The organism is Neomoorella sulfitireducens (assembly GCF_024733845.1).
GTDB classification, from domain to species: Bacteria; Bacillota; DSM-521; order Neomoorellales; family Neomoorellaceae; genus Neomoorella; species Neomoorella sulfitireducens.
On the sequence record NZ_JANRHG010000013.1, the window covers coordinates 16,312 to 37,939 of the forward strand.

A 21,628-nucleotide genomic window follows, 5' to 3' on the forward strand; every position below is an offset into this window, starting at 1 on the left:
GGGTGACGTACATTCCCACCACGGCAGCCGAACGGCAGCGGATGCTGGCGGCCTGCGGTGCCAGCCGGATGGAAGAGCTTTTTAACGACATACCAGCGTCTGTTCGCCTGGGCCGGGACTTTGTTCTGCCCCGGCCCATGGCGGAAGGCGAGGTCCTGCGCCACATGGAGGAACTGGCCGGGAAGAATAAAAGACTGGTTTCCTTCCTGGGCGCCGGCGCCTATGAGCATTACATTCCCAGTGTTGTTGGCCACCTCCTGGCCCGGCCGGAGTTTTATACCGCCTATACCCCCTACCAGCCGGAGATAAGCCAGGGGACTTTACAGGCCATTTTTGAATTTCAGTCATTAATGTGTTTACTTACGGGACTGGATGTTGCGACGGCCTCCCATTATGACGGGGCTACGGCCACGGCCGAGGCGGCCCTGGTGGCCTGCAACGCCACCCGCCGCCGGAAGGTTTTAGTTTCCCGGGCCGTCAATCCCCAGTACCGGGCCGTCCTGGCTACCTACGTTAAAGGCCAGGGCGTAGAACTGATGGAGATACCCCTGGTCGATGGCTGTACGGACCTGGCCGCCCTGGAAAGGATGGCCGGGAAGGACGTGGCCGGGGTCATCCTGCAGAATCCTAATTTCTTTGGTCAGATTGAGCCCATGGCCGCGGCGACGGAACTGGCCCATAAGGCCGGGGCTTTAAGCATAGCCGTCGTGGAGCCCATTTCCCTGGGATTACTGGCGGCACCGGGGGAATACGGGGCCGATTTGGCCGTGGGCGAGGGCCAGGGCCTGGGCAATCCCCTGAACTACGGCGGGCCTTACCTCGGTTTTATTGTCGCCCGGGAGAAACTGGTGCGGCGGTTGCCGGGCCGCATCGTCGGCCAGACCACTGATATCGAGGGCAAGCGGGCCTTTGTCCTGACCCTCCAGGCGCGGGAGCAGCATATCCGCCGGGAAAAGGCCACTTCCAATATCTGCTCCAACGAAGCCCTCTGCGCCCTGGCGGCCACCATATACCTCGCCGCCCTGGGCAAGGAGGGCCTGAAGGAAGTGGCGCGCCAGTGCCTGTTGAAGGCCCACTATGCTTTTGATAAACTGGCCGCCCTGCCCGGGGTGACGCCCCTCTTTAACGGGCCCTTCTTCTGCGAATTTGCCCTGAAGACGAAACTAAAGCCCGGGGAAGTGGCCCGGGGCCTGCTGGAGCAGGGTTTTGCCGCCGGTTACGACTTGAGCCCCTATTACCCGGAAATTGCCGGCGCCATGCTCTTTGCGGTCACGGAAGTGCGCACCAGGGAAGAAATTGACGCTTTGGTAGCGGCCATGGGAGGGATGCTGGCATGAGGACGGAACCGCTGCTTTTTGAACTGGGGGCGCCGGGACGGCGGGGTTATACCCTGCCGGAGTGCGACGTGCCGGGAAAGGTCGAGGACTACCTGCCGGCGGCGGTCCGTCGCCGGGAGGATGCCGCCCTGCCGGAGCTGGGGGAAGTGGAAGTCGTTCGCCATTTTACCCACCTGGCGAGTATGAATTACGGGGTGGATACCGGCTTTTACCCCCTGGGTTCCTGCACTATGAAATACAATCCCAAGGTAAATGAAGCGGTAGCCGCTTTGCCCGGCTTTACCAACCTGCACCCCCTGGTGCCGGCTGAGGCGGCCCAGGGCGCCCTGGAGCTCATGTACAACCTGCAGGAGTACCTGGCGGAAATCAGCGGTATGGACGCCTTTACCCTGCAGCCGGCCGCCGGGGCCCACGGCGAGTATACCGGCCTGGCCGTCATCGCCGCCTATCACCAGAGCCGCGGCGATTATGAGCGCCGCCAGGTGCTGGTGCCGGATTCTGCCCATGGCACCAATCCCGCCAGTGCCGCCATGGCCGGCCTGGAAGTAATCCAGATACCTTCCGACGAGCGGGGCCTGGTAGATCTGCAAGCCCTTAAAGCAGCCGTCGGTCCCCGGACGGCGGCCCTCATGCTGACCAATCCCAACACTTTGGGCCTTTTTGAAAGCGATATCGAAGCCATGGCCGACCTGGTCCATGGGTCCGGCGGCCTGCTCTATTACGACGGCGCCAACCTGAACGCCATTATGGGCATAACCCGGCCAGGGGATATGGGCTTTGATGTGGTGCACCTGAACCTCCACAAGACCTTCGCCACCCCCCACGGCGGCGGCGGGCCTGGCAGCGGGCCGGTGGGGGTAAAGAAGCACCTGGAACCCTTCCTGCCGGTACCGGTGGTGGCCCGGGACGATGCCGGCCGCTATTACCTGGATTACGACCGGCCCCGGACCATCGGCCGGGTCCGTTCCTTTTACGGCAATTTCGGCGTCATGGTTAAAGCCTATGCCTATATCCGTACCCTGGGCGCCTGCGGATTGAAGGAGGCCAGCGAACAGGCCGTTTTGAACGCCAACTACATGCTGGCGCGCCTCCGGCCCTACTTCAAGGTGCCCTTCGACCGGTTGTGCAAGCATGAGTTTGTCATCGCCCCGCCTAAGGCGGTAAACGAAGCCGGGGTGCATACCCTGGATATCGCCAAGCGCCTCCTGGACTACGGTTTCCATGCGCCGACCATCTATTTCCCCCTCATTGTCCAGGAGGCCATGATGATTGAACCGACGGAAACCGAGTCCATGGAAACCCTGGATGCCTTCTGCGACGCCCTGATCAATATCTGTAAAGAAGCCGTTGAGAATCCGGGTCTCCTCCACGGCGCGCCCCATAACACCCCGGTGCGGCGCCTGGACGAAGTCGCGGCGGCTAGAAATCCGGTTTTACGCTGGCAGGGAAAATAGCCGTTCCCGGCGAAAGAAGAGCAAAGCCGGCACGTCTAGAAGCGCCGGCTTTGCTAATGGGGGTGGATATAGATGCCAGTTGAAACCTGGCGGCTGTTAGATACCGGTGTGGCCGACCCTTACACCAACATGGCCGTGGACGAGGCCATTCTCCTGGAGCACCGGGAAGGTAAAACGCCGCCGACTTTACGTTTTTACGCCTGGTCGCCGCCAACCCTGTCCCTGGGGTATTTCCAGCAATTAGAAAAAGAGATCGATCTGGAGGCTGTGAAAGAACGGCGCCTGGGATTGGTGCGCCGCCTGACGGGCGGCCGGGCTGTCCTTCATGATAATGAGGTCACCTACAGCGTGGTAGCCCGGGAGGATCACCCTTTGATGACCGGTGGGATTCACCCTTCCTACCTGCGCCTGGCGGAGGCCCTGGCCCTGGGGTTAAGGGAGCTGGGAGCGCCGGTGGAGATTGCCACCGGCCGCAAAGGAGGCCAGGATGAGCATACTTCGGCTGCCTGTTTTGATGCCCCCTCCTGGTATGAGATAACCTGTGGCGGCCGCAAGCTGGTAGGCAGCGCCCAGACACGTAAGGGGGGCGTGGTTCTACAGCACGGGTCGATAGTTATCGCCTTAAATGTTGACGACCTCTTTGCCGTCCTAAAAATGCCTTCGGAAGCCGTACGCCAGCGCCTCAAGGATAAATTTTACCACCAGGCCTGCGGCCTGGAGGAAATTTTAGGCCGAAGGGTCGAAGGAGGGGAAATAAAGGCCGGTATAGCCCGGGCCTTTACCAGTCTCTACGGGCTAGAGTTTATCCCGGGAGAATTGACAGACGGTGAAAAGGGGCGCCTGGAGGAGTTAAGGGCGAAATATGCCAGTAAAGACTGGTTGGAAAGACGGTAAGTTCCTAAAGAACTGACCTGTATCTCTAAACTCATTTTTCGCGCCTGGTATCTGAGAGCAGCGTTATTACCGGACCAGCGACAAGGTAGCAGTTTTTGCATAGCCCGGCCCGTCTCCAGGGAAACTAGTTTTAACAACCTTTCCTGGGGAGGTAATAAAGTTGGGCGATAAAAACCGCAGCCGCTTTGTAAGTGATGAGCGGACGCGCCTGCAGCAGATGCGGGCGGCCGAATATCCCGGCGGGGTGGTGGTGGACCCGGTACCCATTACCGCTGGTGATGAAGTGACCATCCTTTACCACGGCCTCCTGGATGCCTGCGGCGCCGACCAGGTATGGATGCATACTGGTTACGGGGACGCCAATAACTGGCAGAATATCTATGATTACCGCATGGAGCGTACCGGCTACGGCTGGGTGAAAAACATCCGGGTGGAAGACGGCAGCCGCCTGAACATCTGCTTCAAGGACAGCGCCAACAACTGGGACAACAATAACGGCCTTAACTGGAGCTTTGAAATCCACAACGGCAACCTGCCGGGACGCAGGTAAAAGCGTATAATATAGCGGCCCCCTGGAGCTAGCGGGGGCCTTTTATTTTATAAAAGGGTTAGCTCAAGATAAGATGCTTTTAATACTTAACTTAATCTGGTAAAAGAATAAAACCCATTTGGCGAAAATGATGGTCAAAACCCAGTACTTCCCTCAAGTGTAATTCCTGCATAATTATTAAACTGGTGCAGTCAGTAAAAGAAAAATCCTTATCCCCAAACTTTATGAAAAGCTCCCATGCCTTTTTCCACCTGGATGCGGAAACTGGAATAATTTTTACCACTTTACTGGCGAGGATGAGGCGACCGAATTCTACTGCTGATGTATGGCCGATCCTAACTCGGAGTAAAGTAAGGGTTTCATCCATTACATAATCGCTGGTATATAGCGTGCCCGCAGTGGAAGCTATCTTTTGCCAGAAGGAGAAGGCTTTCCCGTGGTTATCATCCGAGCGGTCATATACAGCACACCAGCCGGAAGTATCAACAAAAAAGGGCTTCATGTTTACCAGCCTTTCCGGGGATAGAGATAAGCATCATGGCGGGTGGAAAGATCGTGATCCTGGCTCTGGATACGGCCGCCTAATTGCCAGATGGGATCTTCAAGTTTGGGGGTGTTGGCTTCTATTTCGGTAAAGTAGCGTTCCAGCGATTCTCTGATTTGTTCGGCCATGGACTTACCAGTAATGACCGCGCGTCTACGCAAGCGCTCGTAAAGTTCTTCTGGCAAGTAAATCTGGGTGCGTACAGCCATGGCATTAATACCTCCTTCTGTAATATACATATACATTATACAGCAACATATATAAAACACAAGAGAAAAAAACGTAGCAACAGCGAGTGCTCTGCTTGAGCTAAATTAATGCTGCTAATAGTTTGCCTTAAGCAGGAATTATCAAATAATAAGGAGAATAGTTGTATAAACGACAAAGCTTCCTTGGAACCCAGGGTTGTTAAGCTGGTTACTTCTACCTGAGTGAGGTGGTTAACATATGGCTATAGACAAAAGCTCTTTTGTACCTCCTTACTATCAGCTGGCACAGATCCTGGAACGCCAGATCAGGGCGGGTGACTACCGCCCGGGCGAGGCTTTACCCTCCGAAGCGGAACTGAGCGAAAAATACGGGTTAAGCCGCATGACCGTCCGCCGCAGCCTGAGCCAGCTGGCCAGGGCCGGTCTCATTCGCACTGAACGAGGGAAAGGAACTTTTGTCTCCCGGCCCGAGCTGGACCGCGCTGTTTTTATCATGGAAGAATTCCACAAGGAGGCGGCTGCGCGGGGCTTAACCTCCAGTGTCCGGCTGCTGGAAGCCAGGCTGGTTCCCGCGCCGGAAAAGGCAGCCGGTAAATTACAAGTTCCGGCAGGGACGAAGGTGCTCTATATCCGCCGCTCCCTTCTGGCTGGCGGGGAGCCCCTGGCATATGACCGTAAATACCTCTGCTACGACCGGGGACGGCCCATCCTTGAGAACGAGCTTCAGTACCAGGCACTCCCGGAGATGGTGGAGAAACATGCTGAAGCCCTCCCGATAAGCAGTAAAATGGTTTTGCAAGCGACGGTTCTTAATGACGAAGAGGCCCGGGCTTTACGGGTGGCGCCGGGTTCGCCGGCCTTCTTGCTGGAGCAGGTACTCCTGGCCGGGGATGGCCGGCCGGTAGGCTGGGGATGGTGTTTATACCGTGGGGATCGGTATCAATTGACTTCGGTTTCCACGGCAATTTAGACCCTGAGGTGCAGGCCCGCAAGCATCCCAAAATAAGGATGAGAAGAAGGTGCTTTATTATGGGACCTTTAACCCTGGCGATGGCAGAATTAGAAGAAAAGAAGGTTCTTGAATTAGTCAGGAAGGCTATCGGCGAGGATAAGTCACCCCTGGAAATTGTAGAAGAATGCCGGCAAGGACTAAAAATTGTCGGGGAGCGTTATGCTACCGGAGAATATTTCTTAAGTGACCTGGTGATGTCGGCAGAAATCTTTCAAGAGGCGCTGAAAGTTCTGGAACCTTTTTTATCTGTAGCAGCAGTTTTCCCGGAGAACCCGGGTGAAGCCGATATAGTTTTTGGTACGGTTGAGGGTGACATTCACGACATCGGCAAGAATATAACTATTTCCCTGCTGCGATGTGAAGGATTCCGTGTCTACGATGCAGGGGTTGATATCCCGCCGGATATTTTTTTAAATATCGTCCAGGAGACAGGCGCCCGGGTTTTAGGGTTGTCTGCATTACTGACTTCTTCTTTTGAATCCATGCGCCGGACCGTCCAACTGATCCGCATGCTGCCTCCCGTACATGGAGTCAAGGTCCTTATAGGCGGCCTGGTGAACGAGCGCGTCTGCCAGTATGTCGGTGCCGACGCCTGGGTACGGGAGGCTATGGAGGGTGTGGCCATTTGCCGGCGCTGGCTGGGGATGAAGGTTTTGGTATCGAAGAAATGACAAAGAGGAGAAGCAAATGAAGCCGGAAGAAAGGCAAGAGCAGATGTTTCTTTCCTGGCTTTCTGGTAAAGGTATTGAATTCGCAAACCCGCAAGCAGAAAAAGATTATAAAGAGCGGGTAATGCGCTTGAAAGAAGCCATCCAATTGAAAGGACCGCCGGACCGGGTCCCTGTTTGTCCCCTAACCGGGCTTTTTCCCGTCTATTACTCAGGCATCACCGTCGAAGAGGCTATGTACGACTATGATAAAGCTGCGGATGCGTGGAAGAAATATGTCCTGGATTTTAAACCGGATGCCTATGTAGGTACTGTTTTTGTTCCACCGGGAAGATTTTTTGAAGTTCTTGACTATAAAATATACAGGTGGCCGGGCCACGGCGTCCCGCCGGATATCTCATACCAGTTCCTTGAGGCCGAATATATGAAGGCTGATGAGTACGATACGTTGATCCAGGACCCTTCTGATTTCTGGTTAAGGTCCTATTTCCCCCGCATATTCGGTGTACTTAAACCCTTCGCCAAACTGGCTCCCTTTACTGAAGTCCTGGAAATGGTAATGACCTGCGGGAGTTTTATCCCTTTTGGCTTACCCGAAGTACAGGCCGCCTTTAAAGCCCTTTTTGCGGCTGGGGAAGAGGCCTGCCGCTGGGCTGCTACGGGTCGCGCCGTGGACCGGGCCCTTCAGGGGAGGGGCTTTCCCGCCCTTGTCGGCGGCATAAGCAAGGCCCCCTTTGATATCATCGGCGATACCTTGAGGGGCACCCGCGGGATTATTACTGATATGTACAGGCGGCCGGAAAAGCTGCTGCAAGCCCTGGAAGCCGTTGTTCCCCTGGCCATCAGGATGGGTGTATCCTCTGCCGGGGCCGCCGGCCACCCCCTGGTATTTATGCCCCTGCACAAGGGAGCCGACGGTTTCCTGTCGGGCAAGCAGTTTGCAACTTTCTACTGGCCTACACTAAGGAAGGTTATTATAGGTTTAATTGAAGAAGGTATGGTTCCTTTCTTATTTGCCGAGGGAAGCTATAACTCTCGCTTAGAAATTATTCGTAATTTACCCCGGGGTAGGACCGTATGGCTTTTCGATCAGACCGATATGGCTGAAGCCAAAGAGATCCTGGGGGATATAGCTTGCATAGCAGGCAACGTGCCCATTACCCTGTTGACCCTGGGAACTGCAGATGAAGTAAAGGAATACTGCAGGCGACTGTTAAAAACTGCCGGTAAAGATGGCGGGTTTATTTTGAGTTCCGGTGTCGCTATTGATAATATTAGACCGGAGAACATGCGTGCCCTGATAGAAACGGCAAAGGAATCTGGAAATTATTTTTAGCAATCGCAGCAGCCAGAAACCCCGGCGTCATCCCGGGGTTTCTGGCTTTTTTGCTGACGCTGTACCATAAGGATTTCCATGCCGGAAAAACCCGGCTGCCATTTTCTTACCCTGCTTTAACCTGTCCCGCCGCCCGTTTCTGGAGGGCTTCCCGGTACATATCTTCGTATTGACCGGCCGAGGCATGCCAGGAAAAGTCGGCGGCCATGCCCCGCCGGACAAGATTACGCCACTCCTCCGGCTCGTTCCGGTAAACATGGAGGGCGCGATTCAGCGTATCCAGGAGGGCCTGGGGCTGGTAATCGCGGAAGGAAAAGCCGTTGCCGCTCCCCGGGTACTGGTGGAAGTCCTTGATGGTATCCTCCAGGCCGCCCGTGGCCCGGACTACCGGTACGGTGCCGTAGCGCAGGCTGATCATCTGGCCCAGGCCGCAGGGTTCAAAGCGGGAGGGCATGAGGAAGATATCGCAGCCGGCATAAATCCGCTGGGCGAGGGCCGGGTCAAAACCGATTTTGATGGCCATTTTATCCCGGTATTTGACCTTGTAACGGGAGAAAAGCTGCTGGTAATAATCCTCGCCGCTGCCCAGGAGGACGAACTGCAGGTCCTGCTGTAGCAGGGGGTCAAGGATGGCGGCCAGCAGATCAAGCCCCTTCTGATTCACCAGGCGGGAGATAAGTCCCAGGAGGGGTACATCCTTGACCGGCAGTTCCATTTCCCTTTGCAGGGCTATCTTGTTTTCCTTTTTCTTATCCAGGTGGGCGGCGTCATAATGGACGGCGATATGTCGATCGGTTTCGGGATTAAACTCCTGGTAGTCGATGCCGTTTAGAATTCCCCGCAAATCCGCGGCACGCTTCCGCAGCAGGCCGTCCAGGCGCTCCCCGTATTCGGGGGTCTGGATTTCCAGGGCGTATTTCTTGCTGACGGTGTTGATCAAATCGGCGTACAGGATACCGGCTTTCATAAAACTGACCTGGCCGTAAAACTCCAGGCGCTCGGGGGTAAAAAATTCCTCGCCCAGGGCCATAATTTTCAAGATATTGCGGGGGAAGGTCCCCTGGTACTGGAGGTTATGGATGGTAAAGATGGTTGCCGTTTCGCGGTAAAAGGGGTTATCCTCGTGTTTGACCTTGAGGAAAAGGGGGATGGGCCCCGTTTGCCAGTCATTGCAATGGATAATATCTGGCTGGAACTCCAGCCAGGGCAGCATTGATAAAATGGCCTTGCAGAAAAAATTATAACGGGCAGCGTCGTCGGCATAGCAGTACATGCCGTCCCGCCAGAAAAACTTGTAATTATCGATGAGGTAGACCTGTACAGGAGGCTCTCCCGGCAGCCGGGCCTGGCGGATAATGGCCGTTTCCAGGCTGCCGTCCATTTCCACCGGCAGGTCGGTCAGGTAGTCAACATTTTTAACCTGGCGATAACGGGGCATAGCCACCCGCACTTCGTGCCCCCGGGCTGACAGGGCTTTAGGGAGGCTGCCGGCCACGTCGGCCAGGCCTCCGGTCTTGGCCAGGGGAGCTACTTCAGGGGAGACAAACAGGATTTTCAGGGGTGCAGGCATAAACCATCCTCCTTGGGGCTTATGTTTACTTCATTCAGTGATTGGGCCGCGATTTCCGGCGGCGTGGGATTGATGTACATATCCGTCCCCCACTCAAAGCCGGCGACAATTGTCAGCCTGGGTAGAAGTTCAAAGTGCCAGTGGTAGATACCGTCCTCCTGGCGCAGGGGCGCGGTATGCAGGACCAGGTTAAAGGGGGGGTCGTTAGCTGCTTTTTGCAACCGGCTCAGGGTTTCCTGCAGGATGGCGGCCAGTTGTTTTAACTGTCCTTCTTCGCAGTCACCGAAGTTTGCCTGGTGACGCCGGGGTATGATCCACATTTCCATGGGAAAACGTGAAGCAAAGGGGCAGAAGGCCAGGAATTCTTCATTAAAGGCCACAACCCGGGTGCCTGTTGCCAGTTCCGCTTCTATAAGGTCGCAGAAGAGGCAGCTTTTCTTTTCCTGCCGGTAAGCTTTGAGCCTGGCCAGCTCCGCGTTAACGGCCGCAGGCACCAGGGGGGTGGCAATAAGCTGGCTGTGGGGATGTTCCAGGGAAGCGCCGGCGGTAGGGCCATGGTTTTTAAAAAGCTGGATGTATTGCAGCCTTTTATCCTGCTCCAGCTGCAGGCAACGCTGCCGCCAGGCTTTAAGAACCTGGACGGCATGATCGGGAGCCAGGTCGGCAAAGACGGTATCATGATCGGGGCCTTCGATGATCACCTCATGCACGCCTGTACCGGTCATGGCCCGGTATATACCTTTGCTTTCCCTGGCTATTTCCCCGCCTGCCGTCAGGGCGGCAAATTTGTTGGGCACGACCCGTACCTGCCAGCCCGGGGTATCGGGTTCGGTGCCGGCATCGCGAAAGGCCATCACCTCCGGGGGTGTTTCCTTTTCATGGCCGGGACAGAATGGGCAGCCGGCATTGCCCTTTTTTTCATTATGAGGAGGCTTGAAATCCGAGGGTCTTTTAGCGCGTTCGGTAGCAATGATCACCCAGCGCTCGCTAACTGGATCCTGGCGTAATTCGGGCATGCTGGAACCTCCAACATAAGTAACTTGCTACTAGGTTTTATCTATCGGGGCCAAATTATGCGGTATAAGATTGGTCGCGGCTGCCAAAATAAAAAGGTAGAAATTAAACGAAGGTGATAGATAATGCGTATCCTGATGCTCTCCTGGGAATATCCTCCCCAGAGTGTCGGCGGCCTGGCCCGGCATGTGGAAGACCTGGCCATTTCCCTGGCCCGCCTGCGCCACGATGTCCATGTACTAACCATCGGCCGCCCGGGACAGGCTACTGAAAGCCGGGAGAACGGCTTAACCGTCCACCGGGTGGAAGCCTATCCCGTTCATGCCCCTGATTTTCTTACCTGGGTGTTACAACTTAATGCCCGGTTCCTGGAAGAAGCCATGATCATCATGCGTAAATACGGTCCCTGCCAAATTATCCACGCCCATGACTGGCTGGTGGCTTTTACCGGCCGGGCGTTGAAACATGCCCACCGCCTGCCCCTCATTGCCACCATTCATGCTACGGAGGCCGGCCGCAATCGCGGCTTATATAATGACATGCAGCGCTATATTAACAGCGTTGAATGGTGGCTAACCTATGAGGCCTGGCGGGTAATAGTATGCAGCCAGCATATGCGCCAGGAAGTCCAGGGGTTGTTCCAGCTGCCGGCCGATAAAATTGCCATAATACCCAACGGGGTTTACGGCCAGAAATTCCGTTTTGTGGCCGTTGACCCGGCTGTGCGGCAGCGTTACGCCGCCTCCCACGAAAAGATCATTTTCTTTGTCGGCCGTTTGGTAATTGAAAAGGGGGTCCAGGTCCTCCTGGAAGCCATGCCGCGGGTTTTATCATCCTGCCCGGAGGCCAAGCTGGTGGTGGCCGGCCAGGGGCCCATGGAAGGCCAGCTCCAGAACCGGGCCCGGGAACTCGGCATCAGCGACAGGGTCTATTTTGCCGGCTACATTGATGATCATACTCGCAACCAGCTCTACCGTGCCGCCAGGGTGGCGGTGTTCCCCAGCCTGTATGAGCCCTTCGGTATTGTGGCCTTGGAGGCCATGGCGGCCGGGACACCGGTGGTGGCCAGCGAAACGGGGGGGCTGGCGGAGATTATCACCCACGGTGTTGACGGTATGCGCGCATTTCCGGGTAATGCCGGTTCCCTGGCCGATAATATCCTGGCAGTATTAAAAGATGAAGCCCTGGCGGGAAGGTTACGGGCTAATGGCCTCCGCCTGGTAACGGAAGTTTACGACTGGGAAAATATTGCCCGGCGGACGGCCGGCGTCTACGAGGAGGTTTACAGCCAGTACCGGCGCACCTCCTGGCCGGAGCGGCCTTCCGTAGTCGCCCGCCTGTGGCGCTTTACGCCTGCTGCGGGGGAAGAAGCGCGGCAGGAGCAACCTTTGCCCCTGGCAGGTCGTTATGACCTGCCCCTGCGCCGGGCGGCCCTGGTAAACCGGCACCGCGGCAGGGGAGAAGAATAAAGTCCTGTAGATGGGAACTTTTTCCCGTGCCCGGCGTCTATATATATTAAATAAGGACGCAAGTCAGGGGGACCGGGAGAGGAGGATGCGCCCATGTTCTGGAGGGGTGGATAAGTTTAACATGGCAGCGCCTGGCTAAAGAATTATTCCGGAAAAGGGCTAAAGGAGGAAGGGCAAGATGAAAGGTAAATGGCGCCGCTGGTTGGCCTGGGGTCTGACGGCTTTATTACTGGTTTCCTTTTTTCCCGGCATAGCGGTAGCGGGGGATAAACCGGCCGTTTCCCTAGAGCAGGCTATCCGTACGGTTAAAGACAACTTTAATATTCCTAAAGAGTATAACATTTTTAACTCCAGTTACGACAGTTATGATAACCGCCAGACCTGGTCCCTGCGCTGGTATGCTCCCGGCGAGCCGGGCGGCAGTTTTAACGCCGTGGTAGATGCCAGGACAGGTGAAATATTAAATATGAATACCTGGAAGCCGGAAAAACAACCCGAACCGGGCCTGCGGCTGCCGGCTATTTCCGTTGCCGAGGCCCGCCAGGTGGCAGCTGAGCTGTTAAATCGCCTGGCTGCCGGGCATGTTCAGGAACTGCAACCGTTGCCCGATGATAACGGGCTCATTCCCTTAACCCCTTATGGACCGGTTACTTATACCTTCCGCTGGCAACGGGTTGTTAACGGCATTCCCTTCCCGGCCAATGGCGTGAACATAACCGTCCGCGGCGATGACGGCCAGGTGACAAATTATTACTTGGACTGGACGGAAACCGATTTTCCCGCGGCTACAGGAACTATCTCCACGGATCGGGCCCGGCAGGTATTTACCAGCGCCGGCATGCTGGAACTCCAGTATTATATCCAGCCTCCTGTCAGGCCCCTGGCCGCCGGGGAGAAACGCCCGGTGTTGCTTGTTTACCTGCTCAGCCATCCCTCCCAGGGGTTGATTGATGCCCTGAACGGGAAACCCCTGGATCTGGGAAACGGCAGGTGGTTTGATCGAGGCGGCGCCGGGGGTATGGGTGATATGGCTTTGGAGATGGCCCGTAAAGCTGCGGCTTCCCAGGGTAGTGCCCAGTCCAAACCCCTTAGCCCTGAGGAATTGAAGGAAATCGAAAAAACGGCCCAATTAATCAGCCAGGAGGAAGCAATTGCCGTCGTTAAGAAGTGGGTGGACATCCCGTCCGGCCTCACTTTACGCAGCGCCAACCTTTATGCCGACTGGCAGGACCCGGAAATCCGCACCTGGAATTTAACCTGGAGCAGCGATAATCCCGAAACGGGTAAGCCCGGTTACATGAGCGCCAGGGTTAATGCCAGCAATGGCGAACTGCTCGGATTCGACCTGCCCTTTACCTCCCCCGAGAAGGACGGCAAAATAGACCGTAAAGCAGCGCAGCGCCTGGCAGAGAATTTCCTGCAAAAGATACAACCACAACGCTTCCGGGAAGTAGAGCTTGATGAAAACAACCGGCAAAGTTGGGAGCCGGTAGTCGTGGCGGAGGGCAAGAACCCGGCCGTCCAGTACTTTTATTACCGCCGTTTGGTCAACAATATCCCCTTCCCCGGTAACGGCATTTACGTCACGGTTGATGCGGTGGCCGGGCGCATCACCGGCTACAACCTTAACTGGGGCAATTTTGATTTCCCGGCGGCCACACAAATCCTTGATTATCAGCAGGCCGTAGAAACCTTCCTGAAAAATCGCCCCCTCACTTTGAGCTATACGCGCATTTACAGCCCGGATAGCCCGGGGCAGGGTCAGGTGCGTCTGGTCTACCAGCCCATGGGTAACCCCGGCATTGCCACTTCGGACATGATAGATGCCAGGAACGGCCAGTTTCTTGATTGGGAAGGGAAACCCCTCGCCGCGCAGCCCCGGCCCTACCATTTTAACGATATTGCCGGCAATTTTGCCGAAAAGGAAATTAACCTCCTGGGCCAGGCCGGGATTTTCGGCGAGTACGGCGATGCCTTTCACCCCGGGGAAGATATTACCGTTGTGTCCTTGATGCGAGCCATGCTTATGGCCAGGTATGGTGTCTGGGGTTATAAAGACCTGAAGGATGAGGAAATCTTAAAGCGATGCCATGATGAGAAGTGGCTCCAGGAAGACGTGCAGCCCGGAGCTACCGTCAGCCGCGAACTCCTGGCCAGGTTCCTGATCCGCTACTTAAACCTGGAGCGAGCCGCCCGGGTGGAGGGAATCTATAAAGTTCCATATAGCGATGCCGCTTCTTTAAGCCCGGGCTCCCTGGGTTATGTGGCCCTGGTCTGGGGTCTGGGGATTATTAAAGGTAGCGGCTCCAGTTTTGAACCCGGTCATACCATCACCCGCGCCGAAGCTGCCGCCGCCCTGGTCCGAGCCCTGCAGGTAGACCGGTAGAGTTATGATGATACGGGCAGGACGGCTATTACGAAGGGCGCCGGTCCTTTCCAGATTATCCTGTCCTGCCCTCTTTCATAACCTGGTATTATAAAAAAGCACTGGCAGGCTACCAGGAGGGGAGGAAATTGCATGGAAATGTCGAAATATACCAAAGCAGAATTTACCAGGGAGAGGGGCCTGCTACTATGCAAAAACGTCACGAAGCCAGGCGTTTTTTAGTTGCTTTTAGTTTATTCCTGATAATTATTTTCTTCAATAATCAGGCCCTGGCTGCAAGTAGTTTTCTTGACGTTACCAATAACCACTGGGCGGTAAGGTATATAAGTAAGATAAGTGCCATGGGTATAGCCGGGGGTTATACGGACGGCACTTTTCGTCCTGATCAATCTGTGACCGAGGTTGAGGCGGTACTAATGGCCCTCCGGTGTATGGGAGATAGTGCCACTTCTACCACGACGGTTCCCTTCAATGTTCCGGAATGGGCCAGGCAGGACGTCGCCCGGGCCCTTGACCTGGGCCTGGTAAAAAGCTACGAAGACTTTTATCCCGAGGCCGCCGCCACCAGGGCATGGGTGACCAGGTTGCTGGTGCGTATGATCGGTAAGGAAGAAGAAGCTTTAAATAATAATGCAACTACAGCTTTTAAAGATAGCTACTCGATTCCATCATGGGCCAGCGGTTATGTGCAGGTGGCACAAGCCAATAAACTGGTAAGTGGTTATCCAGATAACACTTTCCGGCCTGATGCGGCCGTCACCAGGGCGGAAATGGCTGCATTGCTGGGACGGGCGCTGGATATGTTACCGGATTCCGGGCGGCTTACCCAGGGCAGAGTACTGGAAGTAACTTTGGACCGGTTGACCGTTAGTACTGCCGCCGGAGGGACGCGCACCTTCAGGGTTAGCTATGATTTACCGGCTTATGATGAAAACGGGCCCATATCCCTCCTGGCTCTGGAGCGCCTGGACAAGGTATCCCTGGTAATTGACGGTGACAGGATAAAATACCTGGAAAAACTTGCGGCGGAACCGGCCACCGCTGTAGTGAAAGGAAGCATTCGAAAAATTTACCAGGAAATGGGAGTCCTGGTGTTAGAAGTGACCGGGGGTGAATACCGTACTTTTTATCTACCTGCCGACGGTGATATTCCGGTTAGTGGGGCCGGTGGCGGGGGATTGGCAGCTCTCCAGCCCGGGGATGAGGTGGAAATTATTCTGGATGCGGCCAATTATGTTACGAGCATATCCGTAATTAGCCGCCAGCAACGCAATATTAACGAAGGCATCGTTTACGACCTGGATGTGGATAACTACTTGATTACCCTGCAGGGTGATAGCGGTAGCCTGGTTTCCTACCGCCTGGCGGATGAAGTAAATGTGATTATAGAAGGCCAGCGCTTCTCGACGATAAAGGACATCAAGAGGGGTGACCGGGTGCGGCTGGCGGTAGAAAATTTCGTCGTTACTGCCATCGAAGTCCTGGAGGCATACTCGCTTCTGGATATTACCGGGACGGTAATCACCGTAGCCCCGGCTAACGGTGTCCTGACCCTGGAGGTAGACGGCCAGCCAAGGGCCTTTTGGGTCGCCGATGACGTCAGAGGCATCCTGGAGAACGTAGCCGACGGTGACCAGGTCCAGGCCCGGGTGGAAAAGGGAATTATTACCCTGCTGGAGATTAAAGGTTACCTTGTCCAGGATAGGCTTACCGGTACAGTAGTGGGCATTGACACCGGCAACAGGGTATTGACCCTGCTGGATGCCAAGAAAAACCTCCGGGCTTATAAAGTAAAAGACAATGCCCGTATAGTAATCGACGGCGAAGGCGGGACTTTAAGCGCTGTCAAAAAGGATATGCAGGTCACCGTCCAGCTAATCGATCAGGAAATAATTTATATAGAAGTAGATAATTCTGTATCCGGTACGGTTGTTTTCCTGGATGATACGGGTTTGTATCTCATACTCCAGGATGAGGCCGGCCAGCGGAAAACTTACGTTCTTGCTAAAAACGTCGATATAGAGAGCAGGGATGGACGTGACGAGGTGGATGAAATCAAGCGCGGTGATTTTGTCAAGCTTACCCTGGATGGCGCCACCGTTACCGGCATAAAGCTGCAGGCAGCATTTATCTTGCGCGTAGAAGACATCAGGGAATCCTGGGATCGTATTGATGCTGAAGATGAAGACGGAATCACTTACAGGCTCTATATCCGTGATGGAGCGGAACTGGTTGTGCCGGGTGTTGATTACCCGGAGGTAGAAGACGTTCGCGAGGGCGATATGGTAAGGGCGACCTACATGGGCGAGGACCTGGTAAAAGTGGAGGTCCTGCAACCACGGCAAGGGGAGGTTACGGCACTTAATGCTAATACCCGTACTGTTAGCCTGAAATATTTCAGCGGCACTGCTGCTACTATAGATTTCCGCCCGGGAAGCGAGGTTATTGCCGGCAGCAAAAAGTATGACACCCCGGCTGTTCTTACCGCGGGGGATCGAGTGCAAGTGGTGGAAAACCTTAATGGTGGCTATACTTTCAAAGTAATGCAGCAGGCGACCGGCACCCTGGCCGCCGACGCCGACGTCTATCTTTTATACGAAGACGGCCTCACCCTGCAGCCGACCGGCACTCCCTGGCTGCAGAAAACCTATGATGTTGCTGGGGATGTATATATACATAAAGCAGGGAGCCCTGTGACCACAAGCAATCTGAAAAAAGGCCAGCAGGTTCGTATATACCTGCTGGATGATATGGTGTATGAGATAGAAATGCTGTAAAAACTTCAAATAACGGTAGTAAACCTGGGCGCCTGAAAGGGCGGCCTTTTTTATTACCATGGATTACAGTTATATTGGATAAAATCTTCTCCAAAAGCGTCAATGGTTCCCTTTCCTGCCAGCGGTGGCAAATAGTAAGGAGCTCTTATCTAAATCCACAAACAGGGAAATATAATCGTGTCCTTTCCCGACGGGGGTTTCATCGGAAACAATACAGAAAGGGATATACCTAGAGCATGGGTAAATAAGGCTTTTTTAGTCGGGCAATGCTGGTTACTTCTTTTACCAACAGTATTGACCAGCATTTCTAGCCTATATTTAATATGAATGGTAATTACTTTGTCTTAAGGAAACAAAGGAGTGATTGGAGAAACAAAAATTAATTCAATATTAACTAAGTGGCTTGTTCTTTCTCGTTAAATGTGAAGTTTTTTAGGGTAATCTGCAGTAAATTTCAGTTGATAAATAAAGAAATTAGCAAAACTCATGAAGCCTATCAAAAGCAGAGTTGATTTAAACGCCTTTTTTAGCCTCATAACTAATTTGGACAAATAGTCTTAAGTTTGCTAGATTAAAAGAAGGAGGCACCATAATGGAACGTAAGATATCAGAAGAACAAAAATAAAGATTGTCTAAAAATATCTCAACACCAATTGTACAGTATAAGCTAAAAGATACAATCTCACTTCTCTCGTTTGAGCCGAGGGGTGAAATTTTTCAAGACCCGGTGATGACGTCCACTATAATTGACCCTTGTCGCATAAATCTATATCGGCAATTTCTATAGATTAAAAGAGACAAAAGAGAAAAAGGAGTGATTGGAGAAACAAAATTACTTAAGCCCCACTCTAGTATCTAAACGAACTAAAACGTTCTAATAAGTAGGTGGTAGAATTGCAAAACATACATAACTGGCCTCCGTGGTCACCAAATTTGGTTAATGAAGATGTAATAGAAGATTATATAAGCAAAAGTAGCGTATTAAAAGATTTTGAAAAAGGAACGACTCTTTATTGTCAAGGAGAAGAAGGTACGTATGTCTATCTGCTATTACATGGTCGCATAGAAATAAGTCTAACAAGTGAAGAGGGTCGCAAAAGAATAGTATCCGTACACGAACCAAAATGTTTTATTGGAGAAACAGTTTTAGATGGATCGCCTTATACAACAACAGCAACTTGTCTTACACCAGTTAAAGTAAGAATTTTTAGGGTTTCTGATCTTTTATTACTTATTAATGAGCAACCAGCAATAATGAAAGCTATAATTAATAATATGTGTTTTAAAATGCGGTCAGCAATATGGCAATTAGGAGAACAGAGTTTTGGTGAAGTAAAAGATCGGGTGAATGATTTATTGTTTGCTTTAAGTAATAAATTTGGAGAAAGCCATCCCGAAGGCATTTATCTTAAACTTCCTCTTTCTCATCAAGTTATAGCTGATATTGTTGGCTCTACAAGAGTAAGAGTATCCCAAACATTTGCTCATCTTATTAAACAAGGAAAGGTTATAAAGTATAAAAATGGCTTTCTTATAAAACTGCCAATAAATACAGATAGAACACATACAACCAATTATTAAGTTTTACACGAAATATTCTCACTAAGAATGTAAAATATTTTACAGACAAAAGTGCTGAAACTAGTTTAATATAAAAATTAAGATACTAACAATCTCTTAAGAGGAGGGAAATGAAATTGAATGTAAATCAATTTAATGAAACTAAGAGAATTAGATTTCCTATTCCAACTCGTGAATTAGAAAGGCGCTGGAAAGCAATACGATCAATTATGTTAGATAAAGGGATAAATTCATTAGTTATACAAAATGATAATCAATGGTTAGGGGGTTATGTACGTTACTTTACAGACATTCCAGCAGAAAATGCATATCCTTGTACGGTTATTTTCCCTGTAGATGATGAAATGATTATTATTACAAGTGGAGGACCTCCATTACCTCCTTCTCCACCATCATGGGCTGTAAGGGGAGTTAAAGAACGTATATCTAAACCATATTTTCGTTCTTTACATTATACTAACACATTAGATGCTGAAGTGACGGTAGAAATTTTAAAGAAGAGAAATGATAAAGTTGTTGGATTTGTTAATTTAGGCCATATAAATGCAGCATATTATGTATATTTAAAAGAAAATTTGCCAGGAACAGAGTTTGTCGATGCAACTGATTTTGTAGATGAAATTAAAGCTATTAAAAGTGAAGATGAGATTAACTTTATAAGAAAAGCTATTGCTGTACAAGATGCAGTATGTGCTGCTGTTCCAAGTTTAGTACGACCGGGTAGTGCTGCCGTTGATCCCCAGGTCCCGGGCAATCTGGCTGGCAGTTTTGCCGCTGATGCGGCATAGCTCGACGGCATTACGATTGAACTCTTCGTCATATTTTCGTCTGGTCTCCCCCATGGACACAACGCCTCCTTGTTTTGTTTATACACTCTTAACTCTGTGTCCTACAAATCGGGGGAGGGTCACTGTACTACTACTAAAATTTAAATTACCCTATTGACATAGAAGATCTTTTACATTAAGCCCAGCAAGGAAGGTAAAAAGGTTATTAGCTGGGGGATATAAGCGATCATAAATAAGCCTATGATTGTGGCAATGACAAAGGGTAAGACTTTTAAAGCTATCTGTTCTATCGTTATCCTACCTATACCGCAGGCTACAAAAAGATTTACACCAAAGGGCGGGGTCATCATGCCGAGCTCTAAGTTAATAACCATCATCACGCCAAAATGGATAAGATTTATATCCAATGTTTGAAGGATAGGTAGGAAAAGAGGGGTAACTATAATAAGGGCGGCCAAACTTGACATAAAACAGCCGATAAGTAAGAAAATAAGGTTTACGGTTAATAGAAAAATATATTTACTAGTAAAGGTAGAGAAGAAGTCTGCTATTTTTACGGCAACTTGTTCGGAGGTAATTACCCAAGCGAAGGGAGCAGCCATTGCCATAATAATCATACATACAGAGGTCATAATAGCTGAATCAATCAACATCTTTTTGATGCCCCGCAAATCGAGTTCTTTATAGATAAAAGCCCCGACAATAAAGCCGTAGATAACCGCAACTCCGGCCGCCTCTGTAGGAGTAAAGACGCCGGAGTAAATCCCGCCGAGGATGATAACTGGCATGAGGAGGGCCCAAAAGGCCTCTTTAAAAGAATTCCAGATAATCTTCGGGCTTCTTTCAATGACCTCGCCGCCGTAACCCCTTTTTTTCGAAAGGTAATAATTCACAGTCATCAATAAAATGCCGATAATAATACCCGGAATGATGCCGCCGGCGAACATCGCAGCCACTGAAGTAGAAGCCAGGGCGGCGTATACTACCATGGGAATGCTCGGGGGAATAATGACGCCGATACCGCCGGCCGCGGCCTGGAGGGCGCAAGCATAACTCTTATCATAACCGGCTTGCGCCATGTTGGGTATGGTAATAAGGCCCAAAGCGGCGACGGTAGCCGGCCCCGAACCGGAAATGGCGGCGAAGATCATGCTGGCCAAAATGGCCACATGACCGAGGCCGCCGGGAAAGCCCCCGACGATTATTTTACAAAAATTGATCAATCTTTTCGATACGCCACCATTTTGCATTAAATTACCAGCTAAAATGAAAAAGGGCACGGCCATTAATGTAAAGTTATTGGTATTGCCGAACATAGACTGCATGATGACCATATGGGGGATATCGCTGGTAAGCAAAAGGGCAACTACGCTGGATAGTCCCAAGCATATGGCAATGGGTACATTTAAAAACAGCGTAGAAAAAAATACGGTTAATAAGATTATAGCTCCTGTAGTCATGCTACCACCCCCTGCTCCTGCTGCGAATGCCGGAATTCCTTATAAAAGATCTGGACAGCATTATATAAAAAGCGAAAGGCCATAAGGGAAAAGCCTACAGGCATACAGGATGTCGTCCAGGCAACGGGGATTTTTGTAACCGGCAGAATTTGCCCGGTGGTTATTTGATGGCGGACCATTCCCAAACCACTGTATACCAAAAAGATGCAAAAAAGACAGCATAATAAATTAATTACGATCATGAAAGAGGAGCGGAATTTGGGCGGAAATAAACCCACGATGGCCGTTACTCCCAGATGAGAGCCGTATTTTACTCCCACACTAGCCCCTATAAACGTCGACCAGACAAAAAGGGCCCGCATGCTTTCCTCTGTCCACGGAGCAGGAAAATGGATTACAAAGCGACAGAGGACCTGGAAGAAGCACAGGAGGGGCATGAGACTAAAGCAAATTACTAAAATTATCTCTTCGAGGTACTGGGCAATCTTATCAACTAGCTTTAACAAAGAAAGGATACCTCCTCCAAATTTAATTCTTCCTTCTTTCCCAATGCAAATTTCAAGCCAGTCAATTACAACT

The 21,628-nt window shown here is 51.9% G+C and carries 17 protein-coding genes and 2 pseudogenes; 12 read left to right on the forward strand and 7 right to left on the reverse strand.

Translation table 11 applies throughout. From position 1 onward, the window contains the following. Nucleotides 1-2 precede the first annotated feature (2 nt). The 4 genes from gcvPA (at nucleotide 3) to NWF31_RS11940 (ending at nucleotide 4,235) form a co-directional block, all read left to right on the forward strand. Nucleotides 3-1,337, forward strand: coding sequence for an aminomethyl-transferring glycine dehydrogenase subunit GcvPA (gene gcvPA, locus NWF31_RS11925; protein ID WP_258360729.1), 1,335 nt, complete (start codon nucleotides 3-5; stop codon nucleotides 1,335-1,337). Next, a complete protein-coding gene (gene gcvPB, locus NWF31_RS11930; protein WP_258360730.1) occupies nucleotides 1,334-2,791 on the forward strand; it encodes an aminomethyl-transferring glycine dehydrogenase subunit GcvPB in 1,458 nt (485 codons plus the stop codon). The genes gcvPA and gcvPB overlap by 4 nt, the downstream gene beginning before the upstream one ends. A gap of 72 nt (nucleotides 2,792-2,863) precedes the next feature. Then, the gene (locus NWF31_RS11935) at nucleotides 2,864-3,685 is read left to right on the forward strand and encodes a lipoate--protein ligase family protein (RefSeq protein ID WP_258360731.1); all 822 of its coding nucleotides are present in this window, start codon (nucleotides 2,864-2,866) and stop codon (nucleotides 3,683-3,685) included. Nucleotides 3,686-3,845: 160 nt separating this feature from the next. Further along, a complete protein-coding gene (locus NWF31_RS11940) occupies nucleotides 3,846-4,235 on the forward strand; it encodes a carbohydrate-binding protein (protein WP_153018330.1) in 390 nt (129 codons plus the stop codon). 91 nt (nucleotides 4,236-4,326) lie between these two features. Here NWF31_RS11940 and NWF31_RS11945 read toward each other — a convergent pair whose 3' ends face one another. Together NWF31_RS11945 and NWF31_RS11950 are read right to left on the reverse strand one after the other, a co-directional pair. Beyond that, a complete protein-coding gene (locus NWF31_RS11945) occupies nucleotides 4,327-4,737 on the reverse strand; it encodes a type II toxin-antitoxin system VapC family toxin (protein WP_258360732.1) in 411 nt (136 codons plus the stop codon). Between the two features lie 2 nt (nucleotides 4,738-4,739). After that, nucleotides 4,740-4,988 carry a ribbon-helix-helix domain-containing protein gene (locus NWF31_RS11950; protein WP_258360733.1) on the reverse strand — a complete coding sequence of 83 codons (249 nt, stop codon included), beginning with the start codon at nucleotides 4,986-4,988 and terminating at the stop codon, nucleotides 4,740-4,742. Nucleotides 4,989-5,226: 238 nt separating this feature from the next. On the opposite strand from NWF31_RS11950, the gene NWF31_RS11955 reads away from it, so the two are divergent. Genes NWF31_RS11955 through NWF31_RS11965 form a run of 3 tightly spaced genes read left to right on the forward strand, consistent with a single transcriptional unit; the run spans nucleotide 5,227 to nucleotide 8,004 of the window. Next, nucleotides 5,227-5,958, forward strand: a complete 732-nt coding sequence (locus tag NWF31_RS11955) for a GntR family transcriptional regulator (protein ID WP_258360734.1) — start codon at nucleotides 5,227-5,229, stop codon at nucleotides 5,956-5,958. A gap of 59 nt (nucleotides 5,959-6,017) precedes the next feature. Next, a complete protein-coding gene (locus NWF31_RS11960) occupies nucleotides 6,018-6,671 on the forward strand; it encodes a cobalamin B12-binding domain-containing protein (RefSeq protein WP_258360735.1) in 654 nt (217 codons plus the stop codon). 16 nt (nucleotides 6,672-6,687) lie between these two features. Further along, the gene (locus NWF31_RS11965) at nucleotides 6,688-8,004 is read left to right on the forward strand and encodes a uroporphyrinogen decarboxylase family protein (RefSeq protein ID WP_258360736.1); all 1,317 of its coding nucleotides are present in this window, start codon (nucleotides 6,688-6,690) and stop codon (nucleotides 8,002-8,004) included. Between the two features lie 106 nt (nucleotides 8,005-8,110). Here the strand turns inward: NWF31_RS11965 and glgA are convergent, their stop codons facing one another. Both glgA and galT read right to left on the reverse strand, forming a co-directional pair. Next, the gene (glgA, locus tag NWF31_RS11970) at nucleotides 8,111-9,574 is read right to left on the reverse strand and encodes a glycogen synthase GlgA (protein ID WP_258360737.1); all 1,464 of its coding nucleotides are present in this window, start codon (nucleotides 9,572-9,574) and stop codon (nucleotides 8,111-8,113) included. Continuing rightward, on the reverse strand, nucleotides 9,559-10,590 hold the full coding sequence (galT, locus tag NWF31_RS11975; RefSeq protein ID WP_258360738.1) for a galactose-1-phosphate uridylyltransferase: 1,032 nt from the start codon (nucleotides 10,588-10,590) through the stop codon (nucleotides 9,559-9,561). Before galT ends, glgA begins: the two co-directional genes overlap by 16 nt. A gap of 123 nt (nucleotides 10,591-10,713) precedes the next feature. Here galT and NWF31_RS11980 point away from each other — a divergent pair, with 123 nt between their 5' ends. From NWF31_RS11980 to NWF31_RS12005, 5 genes and pseudogenes are all read left to right on the forward strand, one after another. Further along, nucleotides 10,714-12,057 carry a glycosyltransferase family 4 protein gene (locus tag NWF31_RS11980; RefSeq protein WP_258360739.1) on the forward strand — a complete coding sequence of 448 codons (1,344 nt, stop codon included), beginning with the start codon at nucleotides 10,714-10,716 and terminating at the stop codon, nucleotides 12,055-12,057. A 178-nt stretch (nucleotides 12,058-12,235) separates the two neighbouring features. Further along, on the forward strand, nucleotides 12,236-14,443 hold the full coding sequence (locus tag NWF31_RS11985) for a YcdB/YcdC domain-containing protein (RefSeq protein WP_258360740.1): 2,208 nt from the start codon (nucleotides 12,236-12,238) through the stop codon (nucleotides 14,441-14,443). Nucleotides 14,444-14,631: 188 nt separating this feature from the next. Continuing rightward, the gene (locus NWF31_RS11990; RefSeq protein ID WP_258360741.1) at nucleotides 14,632-17,220 is read left to right on the forward strand and encodes an S-layer homology domain-containing protein; all 2,589 of its coding nucleotides are present in this window, start codon (nucleotides 14,632-14,634) and stop codon (nucleotides 17,218-17,220) included. Between the two features lie 894 nt (nucleotides 17,221-18,114). Beyond that, nucleotides 18,115-18,801 (forward strand): Crp/Fnr family transcriptional regulator, encoded by a 687-nt coding sequence (locus tag NWF31_RS12000; RefSeq protein WP_258360742.1) that lies wholly within the window; start codon nucleotides 18,115-18,117, stop codon nucleotides 18,799-18,801. 110 nt (nucleotides 18,802-18,911) lie between these two features. After that, a pseudogene (locus NWF31_RS12005) lies at nucleotides 18,912-19,412 on the forward strand (M24 family metallopeptidase); the annotation flags it as partial. 114 nt (nucleotides 19,413-19,526) lie between these two features. Here NWF31_RS12005 and NWF31_RS15030 read toward each other — a convergent pair. The 3 genes and pseudogenes from NWF31_RS15030 to NWF31_RS12015 all read right to left on the reverse strand — a co-directional run. Next, nucleotides 19,527-19,643, reverse strand: a pseudogene (locus tag NWF31_RS15030) (transposase); the annotation flags it as partial. A gap of 116 nt (nucleotides 19,644-19,759) precedes the next feature. Next, complete coding sequence (locus NWF31_RS12010; protein ID WP_258360744.1) at nucleotides 19,760-21,049, reverse strand: TRAP transporter large permease; 1,290 nt, start codon at nucleotides 21,047-21,049, stop codon at nucleotides 19,760-19,762. Next, nucleotides 21,046-21,555: a TRAP transporter small permease gene (locus NWF31_RS12015; RefSeq protein WP_258360745.1), complete on the reverse strand. Its 510-nt coding sequence runs from the start codon at nucleotides 21,553-21,555 to the stop codon at nucleotides 21,046-21,048. The genes NWF31_RS12010 and NWF31_RS12015 overlap by 4 nt, the downstream gene beginning before the upstream one ends. Between the last annotated feature and the right edge of the window lie 73 nt (nucleotides 21,556-21,628).

What these genes read in the sequence shown, in the direction of transcription:
- NWF31_RS11935 (WP_258360731.1), top strand. Translation starts at nt 2,864, where the DNA reads ATGCCAGTTGAAACCTGGCGGCTGTTAGATACCGGTGTGGCCGACCCT.
- NWF31_RS11980 (WP_258360739.1), top strand. Translation starts at nt 10,714, where the DNA reads ATGCGTATCCTGATGCTCTCCTGGGAATATCCTCCCCAGAGTGTCGGC.
- NWF31_RS11985 (WP_258360740.1), top strand. Translation starts at nt 12,236, where the DNA reads ATGAAAGGTAAATGGCGCCGCTGGTTGGCCTGGGGTCTGACGGCTTTA.
- NWF31_RS11990 (WP_258360741.1), top strand. Translation starts at nt 14,632, where the DNA reads ATGCAAAAACGTCACGAAGCCAGGCGTTTTTTAGTTGCTTTTAGTTTA.
- galT (WP_258360738.1), bottom strand. Translation starts at nt 10,590, where the DNA reads ATGCCCGAATTACGCCAGGATCCAGTTAGCGAGCGCTGGGTGATCATT.
- NWF31_RS11950 (WP_258360733.1), bottom strand. Translation starts at nt 4,988, where the DNA reads ATGGCTGTACGCACCCAGATTTACTTGCCAGAAGAACTTTACGAGCGC.
- NWF31_RS11960 (WP_258360735.1), top strand. Translation starts at nt 6,018, where the DNA reads ATGGGACCTTTAACCCTGGCGATGGCAGAATTAGAAGAAAAGAAGGTT.
- NWF31_RS11945 (WP_258360732.1), bottom strand. Translation starts at nt 4,737, where the DNA reads ATGAAGCCCTTTTTTGTTGATACTTCCGGCTGGTGTGCTGTATATGAC.
- NWF31_RS12010 (WP_258360744.1), bottom strand. Translation starts at nt 21,049, where the DNA reads ATGACTACAGGAGCTATAATCTTATTAACCGTATTTTTTTCTACGCTG.
- glgA (WP_258360737.1), bottom strand. Translation starts at nt 9,574, where the DNA reads ATGCCTGCACCCCTGAAAATCCTGTTTGTCTCCCCTGAAGTAGCTCCC.
- NWF31_RS11965 (WP_258360736.1), top strand. Translation starts at nt 6,688, where the DNA reads ATGAAGCCGGAAGAAAGGCAAGAGCAGATGTTTCTTTCCTGGCTTTCT.
- NWF31_RS11955 (WP_258360734.1), top strand. Translation starts at nt 5,227, where the DNA reads ATGGCTATAGACAAAAGCTCTTTTGTACCTCCTTACTATCAGCTGGCA.
- gcvPB (WP_258360730.1), top strand. Translation starts at nt 1,334, where the DNA reads ATGAGGACGGAACCGCTGCTTTTTGAACTGGGGGCGCCGGGACGGCGG.